Here is a 26,419-nt window from a genome sequence, read left to right on the forward strand (position 1 = left end):
CTGCTTTTCGACATCAGATGACGCGAGCAGCCTCGACCAGGCGAGCCACAACCCAAGCCTTCGTCTTCGAAATCGGACGAGTTTCCTGGATCTCAACGAGGTCGCCCTCGTTGTACGTGTTCGCGTCGTCATGCGCGTGGTACTTCTTCGAACGCACGACGTACTTGCCGTAGATCGGGTGCTTCACGCGGTGCTCGACCAGCACGGTAACCGTCTTGTCCATCTTGTTGCTGACGACCTTGCCGACCAGCGTCCGCTTGAGCGAGGTTTTTACGCTATCGTTCATTTCTGGTTCGCCTTCTCAGTCAGGACGGTCCGCACACGTGCGATGTCGCGACGAACCTTCTTCAGCTGGCTCGTGTTCGTGAGCTGCTGGGTCGCGAGTTGCATGCGCAGGCCGAATTGCGCCTTCAACAGGTCCGACAGCTCCTTGTTGAGCGCGGCCTGATCTTTCTGGTGAAGTTCGGAAGCCTTCATCATTTGCTCCTTAGGCGCCGAGCTGACGCACGATAAACGTCGTCTTCAGCGGCAGCTTCGCTGCGGCCAGACGGAACGCTTCGCGCGCCAGTTCTTCGGTTACGCCGTCCATTTCGTACAGCATCTTGCCCGGTTGAATCTCAGCGACGTAGTACTCTGGGTTACCTTTACCGTTACCCATACGAACTTCCGCCGGCTTGGTCGAGATCGGCTTGTCCGGGAAGATCCGGATCCAGATGCGGCCACCGCGCTTGATGTGACGCGTCATTGCACGACGCGCCGCTTCAATCTGGCGCGCGGTCAGACGGCCACGACCGACAGCCTTCAGGCCGAACTCACCGAACGACACCGCGTTGCCGCGGGTAGCAACGCCGGTGTTACGACCTTTCTGCTCTTTGCGATACTTTCTGCGTTTCGGTTGCAGCATCGTTATTCTCCAGTCTTCCCGTCGCCGCCGGTACCGCCAGCACGACGAGGAGCGCCACGGCGTGCACCTGCCGGGCCACCACCTTCACCATCACGACGCGGACGGCGATCGCCACCCGGACGTGCGTTGCGGCGCGGACGCTTTTCTTCGGCGACTTCTTCGACCACCGGTGCGTCATTGCGGCCGAGCGTATCGCCCTTATAGACCCACACCTTCACGCCGATGATGCCGTACGTCGTCTTTGCTTCCGACGTTGCGTAGTCGATATCTGCACGCAGCGTGTGAAGCGGCACGCGACCTTCGCGGTACCATTCCGTGCGAGCGATTTCGATACCGTTCAGACGGCCTGCGCTCATGATCTTGATGCCTTGAGCACCCAGACGCATCGCGTTCTGCATCGCACGCTTCATCGCGCGACGGAACATGATCCGGCGCTCGAGCTGCTGCGTGATCGAATCAGCGATCAGTTGCGCGTCGGTTTCCGGCTTGCGGATTTCTTCGATGTTGACGTGAACCGGAACGCCCATGCGCTTTTGCAGCTCGGACTTCAGCAGTTCGATGTCTTCACCCTTCTTGCCGATCACGACACCCGGACGCGAGCTGAAAATCGTAATGCGCGCGTTCTTTGCAGGACGCTCGATCACGACGCGGCCGACGGACGCGTTCTTCAGCTTCTTCTTCAGGTATTCACGAACACCGATGTCTTCCTGCAACATCGCCGCGAAATTGTTGTTGTTCGCGTACCAACGCGAAGCCCAATTGCGGCTGACGGCCAAACGGAAGCCAGTCGGATGAATTTTCTGTCCCATCGTATGACCCCTTAATTCCCGACCGTCACAGTGATGTGACAGGATTGCTTCTCGATGCGGTTACCGCGGCCTTTAGCGCGCGCGGTGAAACGCTTCAGCGACGCTGCCTTGTCGACGTAGATGCTCGTGATCTTGAGCTCGTCGATATCGGCACCTTCGTTGTGCTCCGCATTCGCGATCGCCGACAGCACGACCTTCTTCACGATTCCCGCAGCCTTCTTCGGCGAGAACGTCAGGACGTTCAGCGCCTTGTCGACCGGCAAACCGCGGATCTGGTCAGCCACAAGGCGCGTTTTCTGCGCCGAGATGCGGGCACCGCGATGAATTGCTTTCACTTCCATCTTGATTGCCCCTTATTTCTTGGCCTTCTTGTCGGCCGCGTGACCCTTGAACGTACGGGTCAGTGCGAACTCGCCAAGCTTGTGGCCGACCATGTTTTCCGTGACATACACCGGAACGTGTTGACGGCCGTTATGAACGGCGATCGTCAGACCGATGAAGTCCGGCAGGATCGTCGAGCGACGCGACCAGGTCTTGATCGGTTTCTTGTCACGCGATGCTGCAGCCGCCTCAACCTTCTTCAGCAAATGGGCGTCGCAGAACGGACCTTTCTTAATAGAACGTGCCATTGCCTACTCCTTAACGCTTGTGACGGCGCTGGACGATCATGCTCGTCGTGCGCTTGTTGCTGCGGGTACGATAGCCCTTCGTCGGCGTGCCCCACGGGCTCACCGGATCGCGGCCTGCCGCAGTCTTGCCTTCGCCACCACCGTGCGGGTGGTCGACCGGGTTCATTGCAACGCCACGCACCGTCGGGCGGATGCCGCGCCAGCGGTTCGCGCCCGCCTTACCGATTTGACGGAGGCTGTGCTCTTCGTTGCCCACTTCTCCGATTGTCGCGCGACATTCAACGTGCACGCGGCGGATTTCGCCCGAACGCAGGCGAACCTGCGCGTAGACGCCTTCGCGAGCAAGCAGCATCGCCGACGTGCCAGCCGAACGCGCCATTTGCGCGCCCTTGCCCGGCAGCATTTCGATGCAGTGAATCGTCGTACCGACCGGAATGTTGCGGATCGGCAACGTGTTACCTGCGCGGATCGGCGCTTCCGAACCCGACATCAGTTGCTGACCGACGGTGACACCCTTCGGAGCGATGATGTAGCGGCGCTCGCCGTCTGCGTACAGAACCAGCGCGATGTTCGCGCTACGGTTCGGGTCGTACTCAAGACGTTCGACCTTTGCCGGAATACCATCCTTCGTGCGACGGAAGTCGACGACACGGTAGTGATGCTTGTGACCACCGCCCTTGTGACGCGTAGTGATGTGACCGTTGTTGTTACGGCCGGCGGTCGACGACTGTGTGTCGAGCAGCGCCGCAAACGGCTTGCCCTTGTGCAGTTCTTTGTTGACCACCTTGACCATCGCGCGGCGGCCCGGCGAAGTCGGCTTAACTTTCACGATTGCCATGATTACTTGGCCTCCGCTTCAAAGTTGATTTCCTGGCCGGGCTTCAGGCAGACGTACGCCTTCTTCACGTCTTTGCGCTTGCCCATGAAGCGGCCAAAGCGCTTGGCTTTGCCCTTCGCGACCAGCACGTTGACGGAGTCGACTTCCACCTTGAACAGCAGCTCGACTGCAGCTTTCACTTCCTGCTTCGTAGCATCCGGCGCGACTTCGAACACAACCTGCTCGTTCTTGTCGGCAACCAGCGTCGCCTTTTCGGAGACCACCGGCGCGAGCAGGACCTGCATCAAACGATGATCGTTCTTGCGAATCTCGCTCATGACAGCAACTCCTCGATCTGGGCGACCGCAGCCTTCGTGATCAGGACCTTCTTGAAGTAGATCAGCGACAGCGGGTCGGCGTAACGCGGCTCGACAACCGCCACGTGGGCGAGATTGCGCGACGCGAGGTACAGGTTTTCGTCAACCGTGTCGGTAATCACCAGCACGGAGTCGAGACCCATCGCCTTGAATTTTTCGGCCAGCAGCTTCGTCTTCGGCGCCTCGAGCGTCAGCTCGTCGACCACCGAGATGCGGCCTTCGCGGGCCAGCTGCGAAAAGATCGAGCAGAGACCTGCGCGATGCATCTTCTTGTTGACCTTGTGCGAAAAGTTTTCTTCCGGCGAATTCGGGAAGATGCGGCCACCGCCGCGCCACAGCGGGCTCGAGGACATACCGGCGCGGGCGCGGCCTGTACCCTTCTGGCGCCACGGCTTCTTGGTCGTGTGCTTGACCTGCTCACGATCCTTCTGCGCGCGATTGCCGCTACGGGCGTTCGCCTGGTACGCAACCACCACCTGGTGAATCAGCGCTTCGTTATAGTCGCGGCCGAACACGACGTCCGACGCGCTAACGCCCGCACCTTCCTGACCATTGGCATTCAGGAGCTTAAGTTCCATTATTTCGCTCCTTTCACGGCACGCGTCTTCACGGCCGGCGTAACGAATACCTTGCCACCCTTCGCACCCGGAACGGCGCCCTTGACCAGCAGCAGCTTGCGGTCAGCGTCGATACGAGCGATTTCGAGGTTTTGCACCGTTACCTTCTCGTCACCCATGTGACCAGTCATGCGCTTACCCGGGAAAACACGACCCGGATCCTGCGCCATACCGATCGAGCCCGGCACGTTGTGCGAGCGCGAGTTACCGTGCGAGGCACGGCCCGACGAGAAGTTATAACGCTTGATGGTACCGGCGTAGCCCTTACCGATCGACACGCCTTGCACGTCGACCTTCTGGCCCACTTCGAACAGCTCGGGACCAACCACGGTGCCGTTCGACAACTCGGCGGCCTTAGCGGGGTCGATCTGAAATTCTTTGAGGATTTCACCGGCTTGAACGCCGGCTTTGGCGAGATGACCTGCCAACGGCTTCGTCACGCGCGATGCGCGGCGCGTACCGAAGGCAACCTGCACGGCCGTGTAGCCGTCGGTTTCAACAGTCTTGATCTGCGTCACGCGGTTGTCGGACACGTCCAGCACGGTGACGGGAATCGAATCCCCCTCAGCCGTGAAGATACGGGTCATGCCAACCTTGCGACCTACGAGTCCAAGGCTCATCGTTTTCTCCATTCCCGACTGCGATTGGTCGGGGCTAATTTACAAAATGTCGGCGCCGTTTCGGGCATGAGACCATGCTGCAGCACACCGACTTTTTACGCAAATGCGCGAAAAGCTCACTAGTATAGCGAGCCTTTTCGTTTTCCGCAAGCAATCAAAGACTTAGCGCTGCCCGGATCGCCGGACAAGGGCTGAAGCCTTATTGCAGCTTGATTTCAACGTCGACGCCAGCCGGCAAATCGAGCTTCATGAGCGCATCAACGGTCTTGTCCGTCGGGTCGACGATGTCCATCAGACGCTGGTGCGTGCGGATTTCGAGCTGATCGCGCGACGTCTTGTTGACGTGCGGCGAACGCAAAATGTCGAAGCGTTGAATGCGGGTCGGCAGGGGCACGGGGCCACGAACGATTGCGCCAGTCCGCTTCGCCGTGTCGACGATTTCAGCTGCCGATTGATCGATCAGGCGATAGTCGAAAGCCTTCAGGCGGATGCGGATTTTCTGGTTCTGCATGACAAATTCCTTGGAAAGAGCGAGGCGATGTTGCACCGCCGAGTAGAAAAAGAACGTAGGCTCGGGCGCTCGCGGAGAGCAAGCGCCCGAGCCCGGGCGCTACATACTGTTACAGCAATCGTCGACTTTACTCGATGATCTTGGCGACGACACCAGCACCGACCGTACGGCCACCTTCGCGGATTGCGAAGCGGAGGCCCTCTTCCATCGCGATCGGGTTGATCAGCTTCACCGTGATCGACACGTTGTCGCCCGGCATCACCATTTCCTTGTCCTTCGGCAGCTCGATCGAGCCCGTCACGTCCGTCGTACGGAAGTAGAACTGCGGACGGTAGTTGTTGAAGAACGGCGTGTGACGGCCGCCCTCGTCCTTGCTCAGCACGTACACTTCAGCCGTGAAGTGCGTGTGCGGGTTGATCGAACCCGGCTTGGCCAGAACCTGACCACGCTCCACGTCTTCACGCTTCGTGCCGCGCAGCAGGATACCAACGTTGTCGCCGGCCTGACCCTGATCGAGCAGCTTGCGGAACATCTCCACGCCCGTGCAGGTCGTCTTGGCCGTTGCACGGATACCGACGATCTCGATTTCCTCGCCGACCTTGATCACACCACGCTCGACGCGGCCCGTCACCACCGTGCCACGACCCGAGATCGAGAACACGTCTTCCACCGGCATCAGGAACGAACCGTCAACCGCGCGTTCCGGCGTCGGGATGTACGTGTCCAGCGCGTCGGCCAGGTTCATGATCGCCACTTCACCCAGCTCGCCCTTGTCGCCTTCCAGCGCCAGCTTGGCCGAACCCTTGATGATCGGCGTGTCGTCGCCCGGGAAGTCGTATTTCGACAGAAGTTCGCGAACTTCCATCTCGACGAGCTCCAGCAGCTCAGCGTCGTCCACCATGTCGCACTTGTTCAGGAACACGATGATGTACGGAACGCCAACCTGACGCGCCAGCAAAATGTGCTCACGCGTTTGCGGCATCGGGCCGTCAGCAGCCGAGCACACCAGGATCGCGCCGTCCATCTGCGCCGCACCCGTGATCATGTTCTTCACGTAGTCAGCATGGCCCGGGCAGTCAACGTGTGCGTAGTGGCGATTAGCCGTTTCGTACTCGACGTGCGCGGTGTTGATGGTAATGCCGCGCGCCTTTTCTTCCGGCGCCGCGTCGATCTGGTCGTACGCCTTCGCTTCGCCGCCAAACTTCTGCGTCAGAACCGTCGTGATCGCTGCCGTCAGCGTGGTCTTGCCGTGGTCAACGTGACCGATCGTGCCCACGTTCACGTGCGGCTTGGTCCGTTCGAATTTACCTTTAGCCATGTTTCTCTTCTTTCAGTAAGTTAATCGTTGAATGACTTTGCCGCGCGATTACTTCGACTTCGCGTTGATGATCGCTTCCGACACGTTGCGCGGAGCTTCAGCGTAGTGCTTGAACTCCATCGTGTACGTTGCACGACCCTGCGTCAGCGAACGCAGCGACGTCGAGTAGCCGAACATTTCCGACAGCGGTACTTCGGCGCGAACGATCTTGCCGCCACCAACCATGTCTTCCATGCCCTGGACGATACCGCGACGGCCCGACAGGTCGCCCATCACGTTGCCCATGTAATCTTCCGGCGTTTCGACTTCCACAGCCATCATCGGTTCGAGGATGACCGGGCTTGCCTTACGCATTGCTTCCTTGAACGCCATCGAACCGGCCATGCGGAACGCATTTTCGTTCGAGTCAACGTCGTGGTACGAACCGAACGTCAGGTGAACCTTCACGTCAACGACCGGGAAGCCTGCCAGCACACCAGCCTTCAGCGTTTCCTGGATACCCTTGTCGACTGCCGGAATGTATTCACGCGGAATCACGCCGCCCTTGATCTCGTCGAGGAACTCGTAACCCTTGCCTTGTTCGTTCGGCTCGAGCGTGATGACTGCGTGACCGTACTGACCGCGGCCGCCCGACTGCTTGACGAACTTGCCGTCAACGTCAGCCGCCGTGCTGCGGATCGTTTCGCGGTAAGCCACCTGCGGCTTGCCGACGGTCGCTTCCACGCCGAATTCACGCTTCATCCGGTCGACCAGAATTTCGAGGTGCAGTTCGCCCATACCCGAAATGATCGTTTGACCCGATTCTTCGTCCGTCTGAACGCGGAACGACGGATCTTCCTGGGCCAGGCGGTTCAGTGCCAGACCCATCTTTTCCTGGTCAGCCTTGGTCTTCGGCTCGACAGCCTGCGAAATCACCGGCTCCGGGAAAATCATGCGTTCGAGCACGATCGGGTTCTGCGGATCGCACAGCGTGTCGCCCGTGGTCGCCTCTTTCAGGCCGACCGCGGCAGCGATGTCGCCTGCGCGCACTTCCTTGATTTCTTCGCGCTGGTTCGCGTGCATCTGCAGAATACGACCCAGACGTTCCTTCTTGTCTTTGGTCGCGTTCAGCACCGTGTCGCCCGAATTGACGACGCCCGAGTACACACGGAAGAAGATCAGCTGGCCGACGAACGGGTCGGTCATGATCTTGAATGCCAGTGCCGAGAACTTTTCGTCGTCGGCCGCGCGGCGCTCCGCCTTTTCACCGTTTTCCAGTTCGCCAGTAACCGGCGGAATGTCGATCGGCGACGGCAGGAAGTCGAGCACGGCGTCCAGCATGCGCTGCACACCCTTGTTCTTGAACGCGGTGCCGCACAGCATCGGCTGGATTTCGCAAGCGATCGTACGGTCGCGCAGACCCTTGATGATTTCCTCTTCGGTCAGCTCGCCCGACTCGAGGTACTTGTTCATCATGTCTTCGTTCGCTTCAGCCGCGGCTTCGACCATCTTTTCACGCCATTCGTTGCACGTGTCGACGAGTTCTGCCGGGATGTCTTCGTACGAGAACTTGGTACCTTGGGACGCGTCGTCCCAAATGATCGCCTTCATCTTCATCAGATCGACGACGCCCGTGAAGTTCTCTTCCGCGCCAATAGGCACGACGACCGGAACCGGGTTCGCCTTAAGACGCAGCTTCAGCTGGTCGTAGACCTTGAAGAAATTCGCGCCGGTACGGTCCATCTTGTTGATGAACGCGAGACGGGGAACCTTGTACTTGTTAGCTTGACGCCACACGGTTTCCGACTGGGGCTGCACACCGCCCACAGCGCAGTACACCATGCACGCGCCATCGAGCACGCGCATCGAGCGCTCGACTTCGATCGTGAAGTCGACGTGACCCGGGGTGTCGATGATGTTGATGCGGTGCTCGGCGCGGTCGCCCGCCATGCCCTTCCAGAATGCCGTGGTAGCAGCGGAAGTAATCGTGATGCCGCGTTCCTGTTCCTGCTCCATCCAGTCCATGGTGGCAGCGCCGTCGTGAACTTCACCAATCTTGTGGTTCACGCCCGTGTAGAACAGAATGCGCTCGGTCGTCGTCGTTTTGCCGGCGTCGATGTGAGCGCTAATACCGATGTTACGGTAGCGCTCGATAGGAGTCTTGCGAGCCACTTTGATCCTCTATTGGGATGGCGCGATGCGAGAGATACCCATCGCGCTGTAACACAAACGGGCGAGGCGCCCTTGAAGCGCACCCGCCCGGAATTTCTTTCCGTTTTCCGCTAAACCCGGGGTCGGGAAAGCTTAGAAACGGAAGTGCGAGAACGCCTTGTTGGCTTCTGCCATCCGGTGAACTTCGTCGCGCTTCTTCATCGCGCCGCCACGGCCTTCGGCCGCTTCGGAGAGTTCACCTGCCAGGCGCAGGGCCATCGACTTCTCGCTGCGCTTCTTCGCGGCTTCACGCAGCCAACGCATCGCCAATGCCATACGACGCGACGGGCGCACTTCGACCGGAACCTGATAGTTCGCACCACCAACGCGGCGGCTCTTCACTTCGACCACCGGCTTGACGTTGTTGAGCGCCACCGTGAACACTTCCAGCGGGTCCTTGCCACCCTTGGTCTGGATCTGTTCGAAAGCGCCGTACACGATACGCTCGGCAACCGACTTCTTGCCGGAGAGCATCAGGACGTTCATGAATTTTGCTACATCAACGTTGCCGAACTTCGGATCCGGCAACACTTCCCGCTTGGGGACTTCGCGACGACGCGGCATGTTTCTTCCTTTACCTTTTCAGTTGGAGCTGATTGCAGCCCCGCGGCCACCAACTAACCCGATTCATCCGTAAGACTAACCAGCCTGGTCGGGTGACCACTTACTCGATAGCACCGGCGATTCCGGCACCATCGCTATTACCGCCTTTGCAGGCGACCTGAACTACGATTGACGGGCTAATTACTTGCCAGCCTTGGCACGCTTCGCACCGTACTTCGAGCGAGCCTGCTTACGATCCTTGACGCCCTGGGTATCCAGCGAGCCGCGAACCATGTGGTAACGCACACCCGGCAAGTCCTTCACACGGCCGCCGCGAATCAGCACGACCGAGTGCTCCTGCAGGTTGTGGCCTTCACCACCGATATACGAAATGACTTCGAAGCCATTCGTCAGGCGAACTTTAGCGACCTTACGGAGTGCCGAGTTCGGCTTCTTCGGCGTCGTGGTGTACACACGGGTGCACACGCCGCGACGCTGGGGGCAGTCCTGCAAAGCCGGGCTCTTGCTCTTCGTCGTTTCCGACGTGCGGCCTTTGCGAACCAGTTGATTGATGGTTGGCATTGTTTATTCCTGAAATTGAACAAAATCGACGCATCTGTTTCCGGGCAAAGCGGAAACGCCTGCGCATCGAACTTCCGGTTGGCCTACCTACGCACGAACTGAAGCCGCGCGCACGCATGCCAAGAACCGGAACCTAGCATAATATTCCGAAAATACTAAGGCAGTCAACAGGTTGCGATGTTTCGCATCCCTGTCAATCCGGCGAAACAGCCAGATGAGGTCAGTCGGCCGCTACAACGTTTAGCAATTCGTAACCGAAACGGTCAAGTTTACGGGCGCCCATGCCAGGAATCCCACGCAGATCCTCGATCGAATCCGGGCCGAGACGGGCGATTTCCGCAAGCGTCGCGTCATGGAAAATCACATAAGCCGGCACGCCGTCGCTCTTCGCGGTTTCGGTGCGCCACATGCGTAGACGCTCCCAGCGGGCGCGCTCGCGAGGGCCCATGCCGATGGTCGGATCGGCGCGTTCGCTCGTACGCCCGGCCGATTGACGCGTCCGTGTGGGCTTGACGTAGCGCCGCATCGTCACCTTCTGCTCGCCCTTTAGCACCGGCTTGCTCGCCTCCGTGAGCACGAGCGAACCGAAGCCCTCGTGGTCGACCGTCAGGTAGCCGAATGCGACTAGCTGACGGAAGATCGCACGCCACTCCGGCTCACCGAGCGCTGCGCCGATACCAAACGTGGTCAGCTTCTCGTGCCCGCGCTGCAGGATTTTCTCGCTGCGGGTGCCGCGCAAAATATCGATCAGGTGTCCGGCGCCAAAATGAAAGCCACTCGCGCGCTGCGCGCGAAACACGCACGACAGCGCCATCTGAGCCTCGCGCGTCGCATCCCAGGTCGGGGGCGGCTCGAGGCAGTTGTCGCAGTTGCCGCACGGTTGGCTCGTTTCGCCGAAGTACGCGAGCAGGCGCACCCGTCGGCATGTCGCCGTTTCGCACAAACCGAGCAGCGCATCGAGCTTGCCCGTCTGGACGCGCTTGTGGGCGTCATCGGCTTCGGATTCGTCGATCATCTTGCGCTGCTGCACGACGTCGCCGAGCCCGTAAGCCATCCACGCATTCGACGGCAGCCCGTCGCGGCCCGCCCGGCCGGTCTCCTGGTAGTACCCTTCGACGCTCTTTGGCAAGTCCAGATGGGCGACGAACCGCACGTCGGGTTTGTCGATGCCCATGCCGAACGCGATCGTCGCGCACATCACGATGCCTTCCTCGCGCTGGAACATTTCCTGATGCTTCTGGCGCACTTCGAATTCCATGCCGGCGTGGTATGGCAGCGCGCGCATGCCCTTTTCCTTCAGCCACTCGGCGGTCTCCTCGACCTTGCGGCGCGACAGGCAATAGACGACGCCCGCGTCGGTCGTGCCGTCGGCCTTCGTATGCTCGGCGCGGATGAAGTCGAGCAGCTGCGTACGCGCGTTGTCTTTTTCGGCAATGCGATAGCGAATGTTCGGCCGATCGAAACTCGACACGAACACGCGCGCATCCTCGAGCGCGAGACGGTGGATGATTTCGTCGCGCGTGATCGCGTCGGCGGTCGCCGTCAGCGCAATGCGCGGCACATTCGGAAAGCGCTCATGCAGCACCGACAGCTGGATATATTCGGGCCGGAAATCGTGTCCCCATTGCGACACGCAGTGCGCTTCGTCGATCGCGAAAAGACCGATGCGCGTGCGCTCGAGCAGTTCCTGGAAGCGCGACGTCATCAGCCGCTCCGGTGCGACGTAGAGCAGGTCGATGTCGCCGTCGCGAAGCGCCCGCTCGGTGGCCATCGCCTCCGCGCTCGACAGCGTCGAGTTCAGGTACGCGGCCCGCACGCCGACTTCGGTCAACGCGGCCACCTGATCCTGCATCAACGCGATCAGCGGCGACACCACGATGCCTGTGCCAAAGCCGCGTTCGCGCCGGACCAGCGACGGAATCTGATAGCACAGCGATTTGCCCCCGCCCGTCGGCATCAGCACGAGGCAATCGCCGCCATCGGCGACGTGCTCGACAATTTCGCCCTGCTGCCCTCTGAACGCGGGATAACCAAAGACTTCGTTGAGGATTTCGAGCGGACGGGACATGTATTTGACAGAGACGGCGAAGGGAACGGCACGCAGGCGGTGAGACGAATTTTACCAACGCATTCGCGCCGCGCCCGCGCTTTGCGACAACCTTGGCCATCCGGCCTAGGGATGCGCCGGCGCCTGGCACCGATGCACGCGCAAAAAATGAGCAAAAAAAAGCCGCTCAGTCGAAACTGAGCGGCTTTCGTGGCTCGTCAGGCAAGGCGGCTTGCGCCGCCAGCGCTTACTCGCCCGAGTGCTGCTGCTCGGCAGCCGGGGTTTCCGGCGTACCGAATTCGAACGACTCTTCCGCTGCGATCTGATCGAAACGCTCGCGGTCGGCCAGTTCCTTGCTCTTGCGCGCCTTGTGGAACGCGAGACCGGTACCGGCCGGAATCAGACGGCCGACGATCACGTTTTCCTTCAGGCCACGCAGGTCGTCGCGCTTGCCCATGATCGCCGCTTCGGTCAGCACGCGGGTCGTTTCCTGGAACGACGCCGCGGAGATGAACGAATCGGTCGACAGCGACGCCTTCGTGATACCGAGCAGCACGTTTTCGTACGTTGCCGGACGCTTGTCTTCCGCGATCATACGGTCGTTCTCGTCGAGCATGTCCGACCGCTCGACCTGTTCGCCCGGGATGAAACGCGTATCGCCGTTGTCCGTGATCTGGACGCGGCGCAGCATCTGACGCACGATCACTTCAATGTGCTTGTCGTTGATCTTCACGCCTTGCAGACGGTACACGTCCTGCACTTCGTCCACGATGTAGCGCGACAGCGCCTCGACGCCCTGCAGACGCAGGATGTCGTGCGGATCCGCCGGTCCGTCGACGATCATTTCGCCCTTGTTGACGACCTGACCATCGTGCACCAGAACCTGCTTTTCCTTCGCGATCAGGAACTCGTGCTGGTTGCCCTCGAGGTCCGTGATAACGAGACGCTGCTTGCCCTTCGTGTCCTTACCGAACGACGTCGTACCCGTGACTTCCGCCAAGATACCTGCATCCTTCGGCGAACGTGCTTCGAACAGTTCCGCCACACGCGGCAGACCACCGGTAATGTCGCGCGTCTTCTGCGATTCGGTCGGGATACGTGCAAGCACTTCACCGACCTGCACCTGCTGACCGTCCTTCACGGTGATCAGCGCGCCGACCTGGAAGCCGATCTGCACCGAGTGCTCGGTGTTCGGGATCTTCACTTCCTCGCCGTTCGCATCGAGCAGCTTGACCTGCGGACGCACCGTCTTCGACGCCTGCGAACCACGACGCTTCACGTCGATCACGACGAGCGTTGACAGACCCGTCACGTCGTCGATCTGCTTCGCGACCGTCACGCCTTCCTCGACGTTCTCGAACTTCACCGTACCACCGTACTCGGTGATGATCGGGCGCGTCATCGGATCCCAGGTGGCCAGTTGCGTGCCGGCCTTGATCTGCGCGCCGTCGAGCTGCAGCAGCGTGGCGCCGTACGGCACCTTGTGACGCTCGCGCTCGCGGCCGTGATCGTCGGTGATCATCGCTTCGCCCGAACGCGAGATGACGATCTGCTCGCCCTTCGCATTCGTAACGTAACGCATCGTGGACGTGAAACGCACCGTACCGTTCGACTTCGCTTCGACCGAGGAAGCCACCGCCGCACGCGACGCTGCGCCACCGATGTGGAACGTACGCATCGTGAGCTGCGTGCCCGGTTCACCGATCGACTGCGCTGCGATCACGCCGACCGCTTCGCCGACGTTCACCAGCGAGCCGCGGCCGAGGTCGCGACCATAGCAGGCCGCGCACAGACCATAACGGGTTTCGCAGGTGAGCGGCGTGCGCACGCGCACTTCGTCGATGCCGAGACGTTCGATGTCTTCGACCGCGTCTTCGTCGAGCAGCGTGCCCGCTTCGAACAGCGTTTCCTGCGATTCCGGGTCGACGATGTCAGCCACGGCCACGCGACCCAGAATACGGTCACGCAGCGCTTCGACCACTTCACCGCCTTCCACGAGCGCCTTCATCGCCACGCCGTTCGACGTGCCGCAATCTTCTTCGACGACGACCAGATCCTGCGTCACGTCGACCAGACGACGCGTCAGGTAACCCGAGTTCGCGGTCTTCAGTGCCGTATCAGCCAGACCCTTACGTGCGCCGTGGGTCGAGATGAAGTACTGCAACACGTTCAGACCTTCGCGGAAGTTCGCCGTAATCGGCGTCTCGATGATCGAGCCGTCCGGCTTCGCCATCAGGCCGCGCATACCGGCCAGCTGACGGATCTGAACCGCGGAACCACGAGCGCCCGAGTCCGCCATCATGTAGATGGAGTTGAACGACTCCTGACGCGTCTGGTTGCCGTCACGGTCCGTGACCGGTTCCGTCGACAGCTGCTCCATCATCGCCTTGCCGACCGCTTCCGACGTTGCCGACCAGATGTCGACCACGTTGTTATAGCGTTCCTGCGCGGTGACGAGACCCGACATGTACTGACGGTCGTATTCCTTCACCTTCTTCGCGGCATCGCCGACGATGGTTTCTTTCTGCGGCGGCACGAGCATGTCGTCGACGCAGATCGAAATACCGGCGCGCGTTGCCAGGCGGAAGCCCGACTGCATCAGCTGGTCGGCGAAAATCACCGTCTCACGCAGACCGCACTTGCGGAACGCGGTGTTGATCAGACGCGAGATTTCCTTCTTCTTCAGCGGCTTGTTCAACACCGAGAACGGCAGACCCGGCGGCAGGATTTCCGACAGGATCGCGCGGCCAACCGTGGTCGCGTACAGCGTGATCTTCGGCACGAACGCCGGCGCGCCTTCCGACTTGTCTTCGTTGTGGACCATTTCGGTGATCCGCACGTTGACGCGCGATGCAAGCTCGACTTCCTTGTTCTCGTACGCGCGCAGCACTTCCGACACGCCCGTGAACGTCAGGCCTTCGCCCTTGCCGTTCACCGCTTCGCGCGTCGCGTAGTACAGGCCGAGCACGATGTCCTGCGACGGCACGATCGACGGATCGCCGTTGGCCGGGAACAGCACGTTGTTCGACGCGAGCATCAGCGTGCGCGCTTCCATCTGCGCTTCGAGCGACAGCGGCACGTGAACGGCCATCTGGTCACCGTCGAAGTCGGCGTTGAACGCCGCGCAGACGAGCGGGTGCAGCTGGATTGCCTTACCTTCGATCAGCACCGGCTCGAAAGCCTGGATGCCGAGACGGTGCAGCGTCGGCGCGCGGTTCAGCATGACCGGATGCTCGCGGATCACCTCTTCGAGGATGTCCCACACCACCGGCGTCTGGTTCTCGACTTCCTTCTTCGCAGCCTTGATGGTGGTAGCGACACCCATCACTTCGAGCTTGTTGAAGATGAACGGCTTGAACAGTTCGAGCGCCATCAGCTTCGGCAGACCGCACTGATGCAGCTTGAGCGTCGGGCCGACCACGATCACCGAACGGCCCGAGTAGTCGACGCGCTTACCGAGCAGGTTTTGACGGAAGCGACCGCCCTTACCCTTGATCATGTCTGCGAGCGACTTCAGCGGACGCTTGTTCGCGCCGGTCATCGCTTTGCCGCGACGGCCGTTGTCGAGCAGCGAGTCGACGGCTTCCTGCAGCATCCGCTTTTCGTTGCGGACGATGATCTCAGGCGCCTTCAGCTCGAGCAGACGCTTCAACCGGTTGTTACGGTTGATCACGCGGCGATACAGGTCATTCAGGTCCGACGTCGCGAAACGGCCGCCGTCGAGCGGCACCAGCGGACGCAGTTCCGGCGGCAGCACCGGCAGCACTTCGAGGACCATCCAGTCCGGCTTGATGCCCGAACGCTGGAATGCCTCGAGCACCTTCAGGCGCTTCGCGTACTTCTTGATCTTCGCTTCCGAGCCGGTGTTGCGCAGCTCCGTGCGCAGCATTTCGACCTGCTCGTCGATGTTGATCGCGCGCAGCAGCTCGCGAATACCTTCCGCGCCCATTTCGGCACGAAATTCGTCGCCATATTCCTCGACCTTGTTGTAGTAATCCTCTTCGGTCATGATCTGCCGCGCTTTGAGCGGCGTCATGCCCGGATCGATCACCACGTATGCTTCGAAGTACAGCACGCGCTCGATGTCGCGCAGCGTCATGTCGAGCACCATGCCCAGACGCGACGGCAGCGACTTCAGAAACCAGATGTGCGCAACCGGCGAGGCCAGTTCAATATGGCCCATGCGCTCGCGACGCACCTTCGCGAGCGTCACTTCGACGCCGCACTTCTCGCAGATCACGCCGCGGTGCTTCAGGCGCTTGTACTTGCCGCAAAGGCATTCGTAGTCCTTGATCGGACCGAAAATCTTCGCGCAGAACAGACCATCGCGCTCCGGCTTGAACGTGCGGTAGTTGATGGTTTCCGGCTTTTTGACTTCACCGAACGACCACGAACGGATCTTGTCCGGCGAGGCCAGACCGATCTTGATCGCGTCAAAAACTTCAGGTTGTTGGACTTGCTTGAATAGATCGAGCAAAGCTTTCATCGCTTCTCTCCAGTAGTCCGATTAGTTCCGGTCCAGGTCGATGTCGATACCCAGCGACCGGATTTCCTTCACCAACACGTTGAACGACTCAGGCATGCCGGCATCGATCACGTGATCGCCCTTGACCAGGTTCTCGTAAACCTTGGTCCGGCCCGTCACGTCGTCCGACTTCACCGTCAGCATTTCCTGCAGCACGTACGATGCGCCGTACGCTTCGAGCGCCCACACTTCCATTTCACCGAAACGCTGGCCACCGAACTGCGCCTTACCGCCCAACGGCTGTTGCGTCACGAGCGAGTACGGACCCGTGGAGCGCGCGTGCATCTTGTCGTCGACCAGGTGGTGCAGCTTCAGGTAGTGCATGTAGCCGACCGTCACCGTACGTTCGAACATCTCGCCCGTGCGGCCGTCAAACAGACGCACCTGGTTCTTCGACGGCGTCATGCCGAGGTTCTCAGCGATCTCGTCCGGGAACGCCAGATCCAGCGCGCGCGACATTTCTTCTTCCGTCGCACCGTCGAATACCGGCGTTGCAAACGGCACACCTTCGCGCAGATTCTTCGCCAGCTCGAGGATTTCGTCGTCGCTAAAGCTGTCCAGCTCTTCGGCGCGGCCCGATTCGTTGTAGATCTTGATCAGGAATTCGCGCAGTTCAGCGATCTTCGCCTGACGCTGCAGCATTTCGCCGATACGCCAGCCGAGACCCTTCGCGGCCCAGCCCAGATGCACTTCGAGAACCTGACCCACGTTCATCCGCGACGGCACGCCGAGCGGGTTCAGAACGACGTCAGCCGGACGGCCGTCGGCCATGTACGGCATGTCTTCGATCGGCACGATCTTCGACACGACACCCTTGTTACCGTGACGGCCTGCCATCTTGTCGCCAGGCTGCAGACGGCGCTTCACTGCCAGATACACCTTGACCATCTTCAGCACGCCCGGGGGCAGTTCGTCGCCCTGGGTGAGCTTCTTGCGCTTCTCTTCGAACGCGAGGTCGAACTGGTGACGCTTCTCTTCGATCGAGTTCTTGATCGCTTCGAGCTGGGCCGCTGCTTCTTCATCCGCGAGGCGGATGTCGAACCAGTGGTAGTGGTCCAGATCTTCGAGGTAAGCGCGCTCGATCTTCGTGCCCTTCGCGAGCTTCTTCGGACCGCCGTTCGCAACCTTGCCTTCGAGCATTCGCGCGAGACGCTGGAACGCATCGCCTTCCACGATACGCAGCTGGTCGTTCAGGTCGAGACGATAGCGCTTCAGTTCATCGTCGATGATCTGTTGGGCGCGCTTGTCGCGCTGGATGCCTTCACGCGTGAACACCTGAACGTCGATCACGGTACCGCTCATGCCCGACGGCACACGCAGCGACGTGTCCTTCACGTCAGATGCCTTCTCACCGAAGATCGCGCGCAGTAGCTTTTCTTCCGGCGTCAGCTGGGTTTCGCCCTTCGGCGTGACCTTGCCGACCAGCACGTCGCCCGCTTCGACTTCCGCGCCGATGTACACGATGCCCGACTCGTCGAGACGGCCAAGCTGCACTTCCGCGAGGTTCGAGATGTCGCGCGTGATTTCTTCCGGTCCGAGCTTCGTGTCGCGAGCAACGACATTCAGTTCTTCGATGTGGATCGACGTGTAACGGTCGTCCGCCACCACCTTCTCCGAGATCAGGATCGAGTCTTCGAAGTTGTAGCCGTTCCAGGGCATGAACGCGATCAGCATGTTCTGGCCGAGCGCGAGCTCGCCCAGATCGGTTGATGCGCCGTCAGCCAGCACGTCACCTCGCGCAACCTTGTCGCCCATCTTCACGATCGGACGCTGGTTGATGTTCGTGTTCTGGTTCGAACGCGTGTACTTGATCAGGTTGTAAATGTCGACACCGACTTCACCTGCGACCGCTTCGTCGTCGTTCACGCGAATCACGATACGGCCCGCGTCGACGTAATCGACCGCACCGCCACGCAGTGCCTGAACCGTCGTGCCCGAGTCGACCGCCACGGTGCGCTCGATGCCCGTACCGACAACCGGCTTTTCCGGACGCAGACACGGCACAGCCTGACGCTGCATGTTCGAGCCCATCAATGCGCGGTTCGCGTCGTCGTGCTCGAGGAACGGGATCAGCGATGCTGCAACCGACACGATCTGTGACGGCGCCACGTCCATGTACTGGATGCGATCCGGCGTGACCATCAGCGTTTCGCCCGCCTCACGCGACGACACGAGTTCGTCGGTCAGCGTGCCGTCGTCGGCCACCGCCGCGTTCGCCTGAGCGATCACGTAACGGCCTTCTTCGATCGCCGACAGGTAGTCGATCTGGTCGGTCACCTTGCCGTCCGCAACCTTGCGATACGGCGTTTCGAGGAAGCCGTATTCGTTCAGGTGCGCGTACAGAGCGAGCGAGTTGATCAGACCGATGTTCGGACCTTCCGGCGTTTCGATCGGGCACACGCGGCCGTAGTGGGTCGGATGCACGTCGCGGACTTCGAAGCCGGCGCGCTCACGCGTCAGACCGCCCGGGCCCAGCGCGGAAACACGACGCTTGTGCGTGATTTCCGACAGCGGGTTGGTCTGGTCCATGAACTGCGACAGCTGCGACGAACCGAAGAACTCGCGAATCGCCGACGAGATCGGCTTCGAGTTGATCAGGTCGTGCGGCATCAGGTTTTCGCTTTCGGCCTGGCCGAGGCGTTCCTTCACAGCACGTTCGACACGCACGAGGCCCGCACGGAACTGGTTCTCTGCGAGTTCGCCGACGCAACGCACACGACGGTTGCCGAGGTGGTCGATGTCGTCCACTTCGCCCTTGCCGTTGCGCAGTTCGACGAGGATCTTGATCGTCGCGAGGATGTCGTCGTCCTGCAGCGTCATCGGGCCGACGATTTCATCACGGCCGACGCGGCGGTTGAACTTCATACGACCCACCTTCGACAGGTCGTACGCTTCTTCGCTGTAGAACAGGCGGTTGAACAACGCCTCGACCGCTTCTTCGGTCGGCGGCTCGCCCGGACGCATCATGCGGTAGATTGCAATACGCGCGGCCATCTTGTCGGCCGTTTCGTCGATACGCAGCGTCGACGAGATATACGGACCCTGGTCCAGATCGTTCGTGTAGAGCGTCTGGATGTCCTTGATCTTCGCTTCGCGCAGCTTCTCGAGCACGGATTCCGTGATTTCGTCGTTCGCGTTCGCGATGACTTCACCCGTATCGCCGTCAATTACGTTCTTCGCGAGCACGCGGCCGAGCAAATAATCTTCCGGTACCGAGATGAACTTGGTCTTCGCGTTGTCGAGATCGCGAATGTGCTTGGCGTTGATCCGCTTGTCCTTCTGGACGATGACGTTGCCGTCGCGGTCCGTGATATCGAAGCGCGCGACTTCACCGCGCAGACGCTCCGGCACGAATTCCATCTGCGCGCCTTCCGGCATCAGCGTGAAATTGTCGAACACGAAGAAGTTTGCGAGGATCTGTTCCGGCGTCAGGCCGATTGCCTTCAGCAGGATCGTGACCGGCATCTTACGACGGCGGTCGACGCGGAAGTAAAGCACGTCCTTCGGGTCGAACTCGAAGTCGAGCCATGAGCCACGGTAAGGAATAATACGTGCCGAAAACAACAACTTGCCCGAGCTGTGCGTCTTGCCCTTGTCGTGCTCGAAGAACACACCCGGCGAACGGTGCAGCTGCGAAACGATCACACGTTCCGTGCCGTTGATGACGAACGAACCGGTCGGTGTCATGAGCGGGATTTCGCCCATGTACACTTCCTGTTCCTTCACTTCCTTGACGACCGGCCTGCTCGGCGATTCCTTGTCGAGCAGCACCAGACGTACCTTGGCGCGCAGCGCCGAACAGTACGTCAGACCGCGCTGCTGGCATTCCTTGATGTTGAATGCTGGCGGCGACAGCATGTAGCTGACGAACTCGAGACGCGCGAAGCCGTTGTGCGAAACGATCGGGAAAACAGAAGTAAACGCGGCCTGCAGGCCTTCCGGCTTGCGTTGCGTAGACGACGTATCTGCTTGCAGAAACGTGCTGAATGATTCAAGCTGGGTAGCCAGCAGGAAAGGTACTTGGTGAACGATGGGGCGCTTCGCAAAACTCTTGCGAATACGCTTCTTCTCGGTGAAGGAATATTGCATACGATCTCCGAATCACGGCGGGCATAGTTGTCGAGGCAGGATACCTTGATGAGACAACCCGAGTGTTCACCGACTGAGACCCGATGGCCGTCCGATGGCTTGAACGAGCCTAGAAGCTTGGTGGTTGGCCGCTACCAACCGCTGGCTGACGGCAGCGGATGCCTGTGTTGCCCGCTACCCGACCAAACTTGCCTTCTGCAGTCGCTTCAGAAGACAAAGAGAAACACCGGTCAATATTACGGAAGGCGTTTTTCTTTGGCTTCTGGAAATCACATTTCTGCTGGCGTACACCTGCAAAAACGCGTCCTCCACAAAGCACAAAAAGGCCGGCGGTGAAAAACCGCCAGCCTTCGCACAGCGCGTTGAAGCTTACTTGATTTCAACCTTCGCGCCGGCTTCTTCCAGCTTCTTCTTGGCTTCTTCAGCAGCAGCCTTGGGCACCGCTTCCTTGACGGGCTTCGGTGCGCCATCGACCAGATCCTTCGCTTCCTTCAGGCCGAGACCCGTCAGTTCGCGAACAGCCTTAATTACCGAAACCTTGTTTGCACCGGTTTCAGCCAAAATGACCGTGAATTCGGTCTGCTCTTCAGCAGCAGCTGCGCCGCCGGCCGCACCTGCCGGGCCTGCCACTGCAACAGCAGCTGCCGACACGCCAAACTTTTCTTCGAACGCCTTGACCAGCTCGTTCAGTTCCAGAACCGACATCGAGCCGACGGCTTCGAGGATGTCTTCTTTTGCGATTGCCATTTGAAATACTCCTAAATTGAATTCGGATACAGCCAGCGATCAATTACGCTCGACTGAAGTGCATTACGCAGCGGTTTCTTCGCCTTGTTTCTTTTCTGCCAGCGCGGCAAGGGCGCGCGCAAAGCCCGAAACAGGTGCCTGCATAACGAACAACAGCTTGGAGAGCAGTTCCTCGCGGCTCGGGATGTTTGCCAGCGCTTGCACGCCAGCCTTGTCCATCACCTTGCCTTCGTAGGAACCAGCCTTGATGACCAACTTGTCATTGCCCTTGCTGAAGTCATTGACGACCTTAGCAGCAGCAATTGCATCTTCCGAGATGCCGTAGATCAGGGGGCCAGTCATCTGCTCTGCCAGCGGAGCAAACGGGGTACCCTCAACGGCGCGACGCGCCAGCGTGTTCTTCAACACGCGAAGGTAAACCTGTTGCTCGCGCGCTTTCGCGCGCAGCTTGGTCAGATCGCCAACCGCGATTCCACGATACTCAGCCAGAACCACGGTCTGAGCTTTCGCGACTTGCGCGGCAACCTCAGCGACGACGGCCTGCTTGCTTTCTTTGTTGAGTGGCACGGTTAACCTCCAGATTCGATACACGCAGCGTGCGCCTTGTGTACCGCGTTCAATAACGGCGTCCGACCAGTCAGGAGTATTTCGACCGTCCTAAGCCCGCATTCCTACGGACATCGGACGGCTTCATCACTACAAAACCATTTCGGGTTCGCCATCTGCGTTGGCCTTACATTAAGGACCCGCCTGCCTGCTGCGTGCCCGCCAACGGTCTTTGACAACCGGTTGCGCAATGCAGACTACCACCTCGCAACCGCCCAAAGCCCTTAAAAACCGCCCCGATTCGCACCAGAGCGGCCAAATTCATTACTGTGCAGCGATCGACGTCTGGTCGACGCGAACGCCCACACCCATCGTGCTCGACAGCGCGACCTTGCGGAGGTACACGCCCTTGCTCGTTGCCGGCTTCGCCTTTTGCAGCGCTTCGATCAGCGCGTTCAGGTTGTTGCGCAGGGCTGCCGGTTCGAACGAAGCACGACCGATCGTTGCGTGGATGATACCGGCCTTGTCGACACGGAATTGCACCTGACCCGCCTTGGCGTTCTTGACCGCAGTCGCGACGTCCGGGGTGACCGTGCCAACCTTCGGGTTCGGCATCAGGCCGCGCGGCCCCAGGATCTGACCGAGCGTACCGACAATACGCATCGTGTCCGGCGAAGCGATTACGATGTCGAAGTTCAGGTTGCCGGCCTTGACCTGTTCAGCCAGGTCTTCCATACCGACGACGTCAGCACCAGCGGCACGAGCCTGCTCAGCCTTGTCCCCCTGCGCGAACACAGCGACGCGCACCGATTTACCGGTGCCAGCCGGCAACACGACCGACCCACGAACCACTTGATCCGACTTCTTTGCGTCGATGCCGAGTTGCACGGCGACGTCGATCGACTCGTCAAACTTCGCGCTTGCACATTCCTTCACGAGCGACAGAGCATCCTCAATCGGATACAGCTTCTGACGATCCACTTTGGCTGCAAATGCTTGCAGACGCTTCGAAAGCTTGGCCATTTACACGCCCTCCACGGTGATGCCCATCGAGCGGGCGCTACCAGCGATTGTACGAACCGCTGCATCCAGATCAGCAGCCGTCAGATCGGGCATCTTGGTCTTGGCGATATCTTCGGCTTGAGCGCGGGTGATCTTGCCGACCTTATCGGTATGCGGCTTGCTCGAACCCTTGTCGAGCTTCGCTGCCTTCTTGATCAGAACCGTTGCCGGCGGCGTCTTCAGAACAAAAGTGAAGCTCTTGTCTGCGAATGCCGTAATCACGACAGGAATCGGCAGACCCGGCTCCATTGCTTGAGTCTGCGCGTTGAACGCCTTGCAGAACTCCATGATGTTCAGGCCGCGCTGACCCAGTGCCGGACCAACCGGCGGCGACGGGTTGGCTTTACCTGCAGGAATCTGCAGCTTGATAAAGCCGATAATTTTCTTTGCCATTTCGAGAACCTCTTTGGAACGCCGACCTACGTGCGGACGCTCAGTGAGTAGTAGCGCGTGTTCGCCGACAGTTGGCTAATTACGCTCCTCAACGGCCATTACGCGGACCGTAAGCGCGAAATACGGAACGCACCTAGCGATGCGCTCCGTAAAACTTGGACTACAACTTTTCGACCTGACCGAATTCCAACTCGACCGGTGTTGCCCGGCCGAAGATCGTAACGGAAACACGGACTCGCGACTTTTCGTAGTTCACTTCTTCGACGCTGCCGTTGAAATCTGTGAACGGCCCTTCTTTTACCCGCACCATCTCGCCTACTTCGAACAGGGTCTTCGGACGCGGTTTCTCTACGCCCTCCTGCATCTGCGACATGATTTTTTCAACTTCCCGAGGGGAAATCGGACTCGGGCGGTTGCGCGCCCCGCCTACAAAACCGGTCACCTTCGCCGTGTTCTTCACGAGGTGCCACGTTTCATCTGTCATTTCCATCTCGACTAAAACGTAGCCGGGGAAAAAACGACGTTCCGTCACTGATTTGTGACCACCCTTTACCTCAACAACTTCTTCTGTGGGAACGAGGATCTGCCCGAACTGATCCTGCATGCCAGCCCGCTCGATGCGCTCCTGAAGCGCTCGCTGCACACTCTTCTCCATACCTGAGTATGCGTGCACCACGTACCAACGCTTGCCACTCGGGGATGCCGGAGTATCACTCATATCATTTCCAACCCAGAATCGCCGAGAAAATCGCCCACTCGATGGATTTATCACAAACCCAGAGAAAGATGGCCATCACGACTACGAAGCCGAACACTACAAGCGTCGTTTGCGTGGCTTCTTTGCGAGTCGGCCAAACGACCTTACGGACTTCTTTATACGAGTCTTTGGCGAAAGCGATGAAACCCTTGCCCGGCGCCGAGAGAAGCCCGACTGCGACACCCGCGATCGCACCAACAGCCAAGGCAGCTCCGCGGATGTACCATTCCTGGCCACTAAGCCAGAAGAACCCCACGAACCCGGCCAAGACCAGCAACACACCGGCGATCAACATCATCTTGTCGCCGGATGTATTTACAGTTTCGACGGAAGGATTCGCCATAACACCTTAACGAAGCGCCACTACGACGCGATAGTTGGCAGGGGCAGAGGGAATCGAACCCCCAACCTTCGGTTTTGGAGACCGACGCTCTGCCAGTTGAGCTATACCCCTAAACCATTTGGGGTTGACGACACCGCCAACCCCGATACAACCGATTATCGAGAACTGTCTGGCGTTACTCGATGATCTTGGCGACGACACCGGCACCGACCGTACGGCCACCTTCGCGGATTGCGAAGCGGAGGCCCTCTTCCATCGCGATCGGGTTGATCAGCTTCACCGTGATCGACACGTTGTCGCCCGGCATCACCATTTCCTTGTCCTTCGGCAGCTCGATCGAGCCCGTCACGTCCGTCGTACGGAAGTAGAACTGCGGACGGTAGTTGTTGAAGAACGGCGTGTGACGGCCGCCCTCGTCCTTGCTCAGCACGTACACTTCAGCCGTGAAGTGCGTGTGCGGGTTGATCGAACCCGGCTTGGCCAGAACCTGACCACGCTCCACGTCTTCACGCTTCGTGCCGCGCAGCAGGATACCAACGTTGTCGCCGGCCTGACCCTGATCGAGCAGCTTGCGGAACATCTCCACGCCCGTGCAGGTCGTCTTGGCCGTTGCACGGATACCGACGATCTCGATTTCCTCGCCGACCTTGATCACACCACGCTCGACGCGGCCCGTCACCACCGTGCCACGACCCGAGATCGAGAACACGTCTTCCACCGGCATCAGGAACGAACCGTCAACCGCGCGTTCCGGCGTCGGGATGTACGTGTCCAGCGCGTCGGCCAGGTTCATGATCGCCACTTCACCCAGCTCGCCCTTGTCGCCTTCCAGCGCCAGCTTGGCCGAACCCTTGATGATCGGCGTGTCGTCGCCCGGGAAGTCGTATTTCGACAGAAGTTCGCGAACTTCCATCTCGACGAGCTCCAGCAGCTCAGCGTCGTCCACCATGTCGCACTTGTTCAGGAACACGATGATGTACGGAACGCCAACCTGACGCGCCAGCAAAATGTGCTCACGCGTTTGCGGCATCGGGCCGTCAGCAGCCGAGCACACCAGGATCGCGCCGTCCATCTGCGCCGCACCCGTGATCATGTTCTTCACGTAGTCAGCATGGCCCGGGCAGTCAACGTGTGCGTAGTGGCGATTAGCCGTTTCGTACTCGACGTGCGCGGTGTTGATGGTAATGCCGCGCGCCTTTTCTTCCGGCGCCGCGTCGATCTGGTCGTACGCCTTCGCTTCGCCGCCAAACTTCTGCGTCAGAACCGTCGTGATCGCTGCCGTCAGCGTGGTCTTGCCGTGGTCAACGTGACCGATCGTGCCCACGTTCACGTGCGGCTTGGTCCGCTCAAACTTACCCTTGGCCATTTTCGACTCCTAAGAGGATTTTCCGTACGTTGCGCCGGGCGCAAACAATCACCGATTACTTCTGGTGCCCATGGGCAGGATCGAACTGCCGACCTCTCCCTTACCAAGGGAGTGCTCTACCACTGAGCCACATGGGCGCTACATCTGTGCTGCTGGAGCGGGTGAAGGGAATCGAACCCTCGTCGTAAGCTTGGAAGGCTTCTGCTCTACCATTGAGCTACACCCGCAAGGATCATGGATTCCCAACAACTGCTGCAACTTGCATTCTGGTGGAGGAGGTTGGATTCGAACCAACGTAGGCGTAAGCCAACAGATTTACAGTCTGCCCCCTTTAGCCACTCGGGCACCCCTCCGCAGAGAACTGATGATTATGGGGGAACAACATCCTTTTGTCAAGACCTGCTTGACCGTTCCGATCCCAACGCTCTCACTTATATAGTGATTGGCTGTTAGCTTTCCGTAAACGCAGAAACCCCACCGCTGCGGGTGGGGTTTCTGGCTTTGGGGGAGCCTGACGATTACCTACTTTCACACGGGCAATCCGCACTATCATCGGCGTGGAGTCGTTTCACGGTCCTGTTCGGGATGGGAAGGGGTGGGACCGACTCGCTATGGTCATCAGGCATG

At 59.8% G+C, this 26,419-nt stretch carries 25 protein-coding genes, 4 tRNA genes and 1 rRNA gene; all 30 read right to left on the reverse strand.

The genetic code is table 11. The features are described from left to right. Positions 1–13: 13 nt before the first annotated feature. A complete protein-coding gene (gene rpsQ, locus AB3X95_RS31280) occupies positions 14–286 on the reverse strand; it encodes a 30S ribosomal protein S17 (protein WP_007180129.1) in 273 nt (90 codons plus the stop codon). After that, positions 283–477, reverse strand: coding sequence for a 50S ribosomal protein L29 (rpmC, locus tag AB3X95_RS31285; protein ID WP_007180130.1), 195 nt, complete (start codon positions 475–477; stop codon positions 283–285). The genes rpsQ and rpmC overlap by 4 nt, the downstream gene beginning before the upstream one ends. A 10-nt stretch (positions 478–487) precedes the next feature. Beyond that, positions 488–904 carry a 50S ribosomal protein L16 gene (gene rplP / locus AB3X95_RS31290; RefSeq protein ID WP_008923342.1) on the reverse strand — a complete coding sequence of 139 codons (417 nt, stop codon included), beginning with the start codon at positions 902–904 and terminating at the stop codon, positions 488–490. Positions 905–906: 2 nt separating this feature from the next. Then, complete coding sequence (gene rpsC, locus AB3X95_RS31295) at positions 907–1,713, reverse strand: 30S ribosomal protein S3 (protein WP_176110098.1); 807 nt, start codon at positions 1,711–1,713, stop codon at positions 907–909. Positions 1,714–1,724: 11 nt separating this feature from the next. Continuing rightward, positions 1,725–2,054: a 50S ribosomal protein L22 gene (gene rplV, locus AB3X95_RS31300; RefSeq protein ID WP_007730533.1), complete on the reverse strand. Its 330-nt coding sequence runs from the start codon at positions 2,052–2,054 to the stop codon at positions 1,725–1,727. Between the two features lie 12 nt (positions 2,055–2,066). After that, the gene (rpsS, locus tag AB3X95_RS31305; RefSeq protein WP_006998484.1) at positions 2,067–2,342 is read right to left on the reverse strand and encodes a 30S ribosomal protein S19; all 276 of its coding nucleotides are present in this window, start codon (positions 2,340–2,342) and stop codon (positions 2,067–2,069) included. A gap of 10 nt (positions 2,343–2,352) precedes the next feature. Further along, entirely contained in the window at positions 2,353–3,180 is an 828-nt protein-coding gene (gene rplB / locus AB3X95_RS31310) for a 50S ribosomal protein L2 (RefSeq protein ID WP_008923344.1), read from the reverse strand. A 2-nt stretch (positions 3,181–3,182) separates the two neighbouring features. After that, positions 3,183–3,497 (reverse strand): 50S ribosomal protein L23, encoded by a 315-nt coding sequence (rplW, locus tag AB3X95_RS31315; RefSeq protein WP_008923345.1) that lies wholly within the window; start codon positions 3,495–3,497, stop codon positions 3,183–3,185. Beyond that, complete coding sequence (gene rplD / locus AB3X95_RS31320; RefSeq protein ID WP_008923346.1) at positions 3,494–4,114, reverse strand: 50S ribosomal protein L4; 621 nt, start codon at positions 4,112–4,114, stop codon at positions 3,494–3,496. Before rplD ends, rplW begins: the two co-directional genes overlap by 4 nt. Further along, positions 4,114–4,773, reverse strand: a complete 660-nt coding sequence (gene rplC, locus AB3X95_RS31325; RefSeq protein ID WP_176124239.1) for a 50S ribosomal protein L3 — start codon at positions 4,771–4,773, stop codon at positions 4,114–4,116. Before rplC ends, rplD begins: the two co-directional genes overlap by 1 nt. A 199-nt stretch (positions 4,774–4,972) precedes the next feature. After that, positions 4,973–5,284 (reverse strand): 30S ribosomal protein S10, encoded by a 312-nt coding sequence (rpsJ, locus tag AB3X95_RS31330; RefSeq protein ID WP_006998489.1) that lies wholly within the window; start codon positions 5,282–5,284, stop codon positions 4,973–4,975. Positions 5,285–5,411: 127 nt separating this feature from the next. Then, on the reverse strand, positions 5,412–6,602 hold the full coding sequence (tuf, locus tag AB3X95_RS31335; RefSeq protein ID WP_013090760.1) for an elongation factor Tu: 1,191 nt from the start codon (positions 6,600–6,602) through the stop codon (positions 5,412–5,414). Between the two features lie 48 nt (positions 6,603–6,650). After that, positions 6,651–8,753 (reverse strand): elongation factor G, encoded by a 2,103-nt coding sequence (gene fusA / locus AB3X95_RS31340; protein WP_013090761.1) that lies wholly within the window; start codon positions 8,751–8,753, stop codon positions 6,651–6,653. 132 nt (positions 8,754–8,885) lie between these two features. Beyond that, positions 8,886–9,356 carry a 30S ribosomal protein S7 gene (rpsG, locus tag AB3X95_RS31345; RefSeq protein WP_006053291.1) on the reverse strand — a complete coding sequence of 157 codons (471 nt, stop codon included), beginning with the start codon at positions 9,354–9,356 and terminating at the stop codon, positions 8,886–8,888. Between the two features lie 180 nt (positions 9,357–9,536). Beyond that, positions 9,537–9,917, reverse strand: a complete 381-nt coding sequence (gene rpsL / locus AB3X95_RS31350; RefSeq protein ID WP_006053290.1) for a 30S ribosomal protein S12 — start codon at positions 9,915–9,917, stop codon at positions 9,537–9,539. Between the two features lie 220 nt (positions 9,918–10,137). Beyond that, positions 10,138–11,985 (reverse strand): DNA helicase RecQ, encoded by a 1,848-nt coding sequence (gene recQ, locus AB3X95_RS31355; protein WP_176124238.1) that lies wholly within the window; start codon positions 11,983–11,985, stop codon positions 10,138–10,140. A gap of 226 nt (positions 11,986–12,211) precedes the next feature. Further along, positions 12,212–16,450, reverse strand: coding sequence for a DNA-directed RNA polymerase subunit beta' (rpoC, locus tag AB3X95_RS31360; protein WP_368623345.1), 4,239 nt, complete (start codon positions 16,448–16,450; stop codon positions 12,212–12,214). A gap of 21 nt (positions 16,451–16,471) precedes the next feature. Continuing rightward, the gene (gene rpoB / locus AB3X95_RS31365) at positions 16,472–20,578 is read right to left on the reverse strand and encodes a DNA-directed RNA polymerase subunit beta (RefSeq protein WP_368623346.1); all 4,107 of its coding nucleotides are present in this window, start codon (positions 20,576–20,578) and stop codon (positions 16,472–16,474) included. Positions 20,579–20,947: 369 nt separating this feature from the next. Continuing rightward, positions 20,948–21,325 (reverse strand): 50S ribosomal protein L7/L12, encoded by a 378-nt coding sequence (gene rplL / locus AB3X95_RS31370; RefSeq protein WP_018420143.1) that lies wholly within the window; start codon positions 21,323–21,325, stop codon positions 20,948–20,950. A 63-nt stretch (positions 21,326–21,388) separates the two neighbouring features. Further along, on the reverse strand, positions 21,389–21,892 hold the full coding sequence (gene rplJ, locus AB3X95_RS31375; protein ID WP_176110093.1) for a 50S ribosomal protein L10: 504 nt from the start codon (positions 21,890–21,892) through the stop codon (positions 21,389–21,391). Positions 21,893–22,195: 303 nt separating this feature from the next. Continuing rightward, positions 22,196–22,894 carry a 50S ribosomal protein L1 gene (gene rplA / locus AB3X95_RS31380; RefSeq protein WP_013090766.1) on the reverse strand — a complete coding sequence of 233 codons (699 nt, stop codon included), beginning with the start codon at positions 22,892–22,894 and terminating at the stop codon, positions 22,196–22,198. After that, positions 22,895–23,326 (reverse strand): 50S ribosomal protein L11, encoded by a 432-nt coding sequence (rplK, locus tag AB3X95_RS31385; RefSeq protein ID WP_008922976.1) that lies wholly within the window; start codon positions 23,324–23,326, stop codon positions 22,895–22,897. It abuts the gene before it with no gap. Between the two features lie 160 nt (positions 23,327–23,486). Continuing rightward, a complete protein-coding gene (nusG, locus tag AB3X95_RS31390; RefSeq protein WP_075303275.1) occupies positions 23,487–24,044 on the reverse strand; it encodes a transcription termination/antitermination protein NusG in 558 nt (185 codons plus the stop codon). A gap of 1 nt (position 24,045) precedes the next feature. After that, positions 24,046–24,426, reverse strand: coding sequence for a preprotein translocase subunit SecE (secE, locus tag AB3X95_RS31395; RefSeq protein WP_176124234.1), 381 nt, complete (start codon positions 24,424–24,426; stop codon positions 24,046–24,048). 35 nt (positions 24,427–24,461) lie between these two features. Beyond that, positions 24,462–24,537: transfer RNA gene (locus AB3X95_RS31400), tRNA-Trp, on the reverse strand. Between the two features lie 64 nt (positions 24,538–24,601). Further along, positions 24,602–25,792, reverse strand: coding sequence for an elongation factor Tu (gene tuf, locus AB3X95_RS31405; protein ID WP_013090760.1), 1,191 nt, complete (start codon positions 25,790–25,792; stop codon positions 24,602–24,604). A 62-nt stretch (positions 25,793–25,854) separates the two neighbouring features. Then, a tRNA-Thr gene (locus tag AB3X95_RS31410) sits at positions 25,855–25,929 on the reverse strand. A gap of 16 nt (positions 25,930–25,945) precedes the next feature. After that, positions 25,946–26,019: transfer RNA gene (locus AB3X95_RS31415), tRNA-Gly, on the reverse strand. A gap of 40 nt (positions 26,020–26,059) precedes the next feature. Next, positions 26,060–26,145: transfer RNA gene (locus tag AB3X95_RS31420), tRNA-Tyr, on the reverse strand. Between the two features lie 156 nt (positions 26,146–26,301). Next, positions 26,302–26,415: ribosomal RNA gene (gene rrf, locus AB3X95_RS31425) — 5S ribosomal RNA — on the reverse strand. Positions 26,416–26,419: the final 4 nt, after the last annotated feature.

The organism is Paraburkholderia sp. BR13444 (assembly GCF_040948755.1).
Classification (GTDB): Bacteria; Pseudomonadota; Gammaproteobacteria; order Burkholderiales; family Burkholderiaceae; genus Paraburkholderia; species Paraburkholderia youngii.

What these genes read in the sequence shown, in the direction of transcription:
- rpsQ (WP_007180129.1), bottom strand. Translation starts at nt 286, where the DNA reads ATGAACGATAGCGTAAAAACCTCGCTCAAGCGGACGCTGGTCGGCAAG.
- rpmC (WP_007180130.1), bottom strand. Translation starts at nt 477, where the DNA reads ATGAAGGCTTCCGAACTTCACCAGAAAGATCAGGCCGCGCTCAACAAG.
- rplP (WP_008923342.1), bottom strand. Translation starts at nt 904, where the DNA reads ATGCTGCAACCGAAACGCAGAAAGTATCGCAAAGAGCAGAAAGGTCGT.
- rpsC (WP_176110098.1), bottom strand. Translation starts at nt 1,713, where the DNA reads ATGGGACAGAAAATTCATCCGACTGGCTTCCGTTTGGCCGTCAGCCGC.
- rplV (WP_007730533.1), bottom strand. Translation starts at nt 2,054, where the DNA reads ATGGAAGTGAAAGCAATTCATCGCGGTGCCCGCATCTCGGCGCAGAAA.
- rpsS (WP_006998484.1), bottom strand. Translation starts at nt 2,342, where the DNA reads ATGGCACGTTCTATTAAGAAAGGTCCGTTCTGCGACGCCCATTTGCTG.
- rplB (WP_008923344.1), bottom strand. Translation starts at nt 3,180, where the DNA reads ATGGCAATCGTGAAAGTTAAGCCGACTTCGCCGGGCCGCCGCGCGATG.
- rplW (WP_008923345.1), bottom strand. Translation starts at nt 3,497, where the DNA reads ATGAGCGAGATTCGCAAGAACGATCATCGTTTGATGCAGGTCCTGCTC.
- rplD (WP_008923346.1), bottom strand. Translation starts at nt 4,114, where the DNA reads ATGGAACTTAAGCTCCTGAATGCCAATGGTCAGGAAGGTGCGGGCGTT.
- rplC (WP_176124239.1), bottom strand. Translation starts at nt 4,773, where the DNA reads ATGAGCCTTGGACTCGTAGGTCGCAAGGTTGGCATGACCCGTATCTTC.
- rpsJ (WP_006998489.1), bottom strand. Translation starts at nt 5,284, where the DNA reads ATGCAGAACCAGAAAATCCGCATCCGCCTGAAGGCTTTCGACTATCGC.
- tuf (WP_013090760.1), bottom strand. Translation starts at nt 6,602, where the DNA reads ATGGCTAAAGGTAAATTCGAACGGACCAAGCCGCACGTGAACGTGGGC.
- rpsG (WP_006053291.1), bottom strand. Translation starts at nt 9,356, where the DNA reads ATGCCGCGTCGTCGCGAAGTCCCCAAGCGGGAAGTGTTGCCGGATCCG.
- rpsL (WP_006053290.1), bottom strand. Translation starts at nt 9,917, where the DNA reads ATGCCAACCATCAATCAACTGGTTCGCAAAGGCCGCACGTCGGAAACG.
- recQ (WP_176124238.1), bottom strand. Translation starts at nt 11,985, where the DNA reads ATGTCCCGTCCGCTCGAAATCCTCAACGAAGTCTTTGGTTATCCCGCG.
- rpoC (WP_368623345.1), bottom strand. Translation starts at nt 16,450, where the DNA reads ATGAAAGCTTTGCTCGATCTATTCAAGCAAGTCCAACAACCTGAAGTT.
- rpoB (WP_368623346.1), bottom strand. Translation starts at nt 20,578, where the DNA reads ATGCAATATTCCTTCACCGAGAAGAAGCGTATTCGCAAGAGTTTTGCG.
- rplL (WP_018420143.1), bottom strand. Translation starts at nt 21,325, where the DNA reads ATGGCAATCGCAAAAGAAGACATCCTCGAAGCCGTCGGCTCGATGTCG.
- rplA (WP_013090766.1), bottom strand. Translation starts at nt 22,894, where the DNA reads ATGGCCAAGCTTTCGAAGCGTCTGCAAGCATTTGCAGCCAAAGTGGAT.
- rplK (WP_008922976.1), bottom strand. Translation starts at nt 23,326, where the DNA reads ATGGCAAAGAAAATTATCGGCTTTATCAAGCTGCAGATTCCTGCAGGT.
- nusG (WP_075303275.1), bottom strand. Translation starts at nt 24,044, where the DNA reads ATGAGTGATACTCCGGCATCCCCGAGTGGCAAGCGTTGGTACGTGGTG.
- secE (WP_176124234.1), bottom strand. Translation starts at nt 24,426, where the DNA reads ATGGCGAATCCTTCCGTCGAAACTGTAAATACATCCGGCGACAAGATG.
- tuf (WP_013090760.1), bottom strand. Translation starts at nt 25,792, where the DNA reads ATGGCCAAGGGTAAGTTTGAGCGGACCAAGCCGCACGTGAACGTGGGC.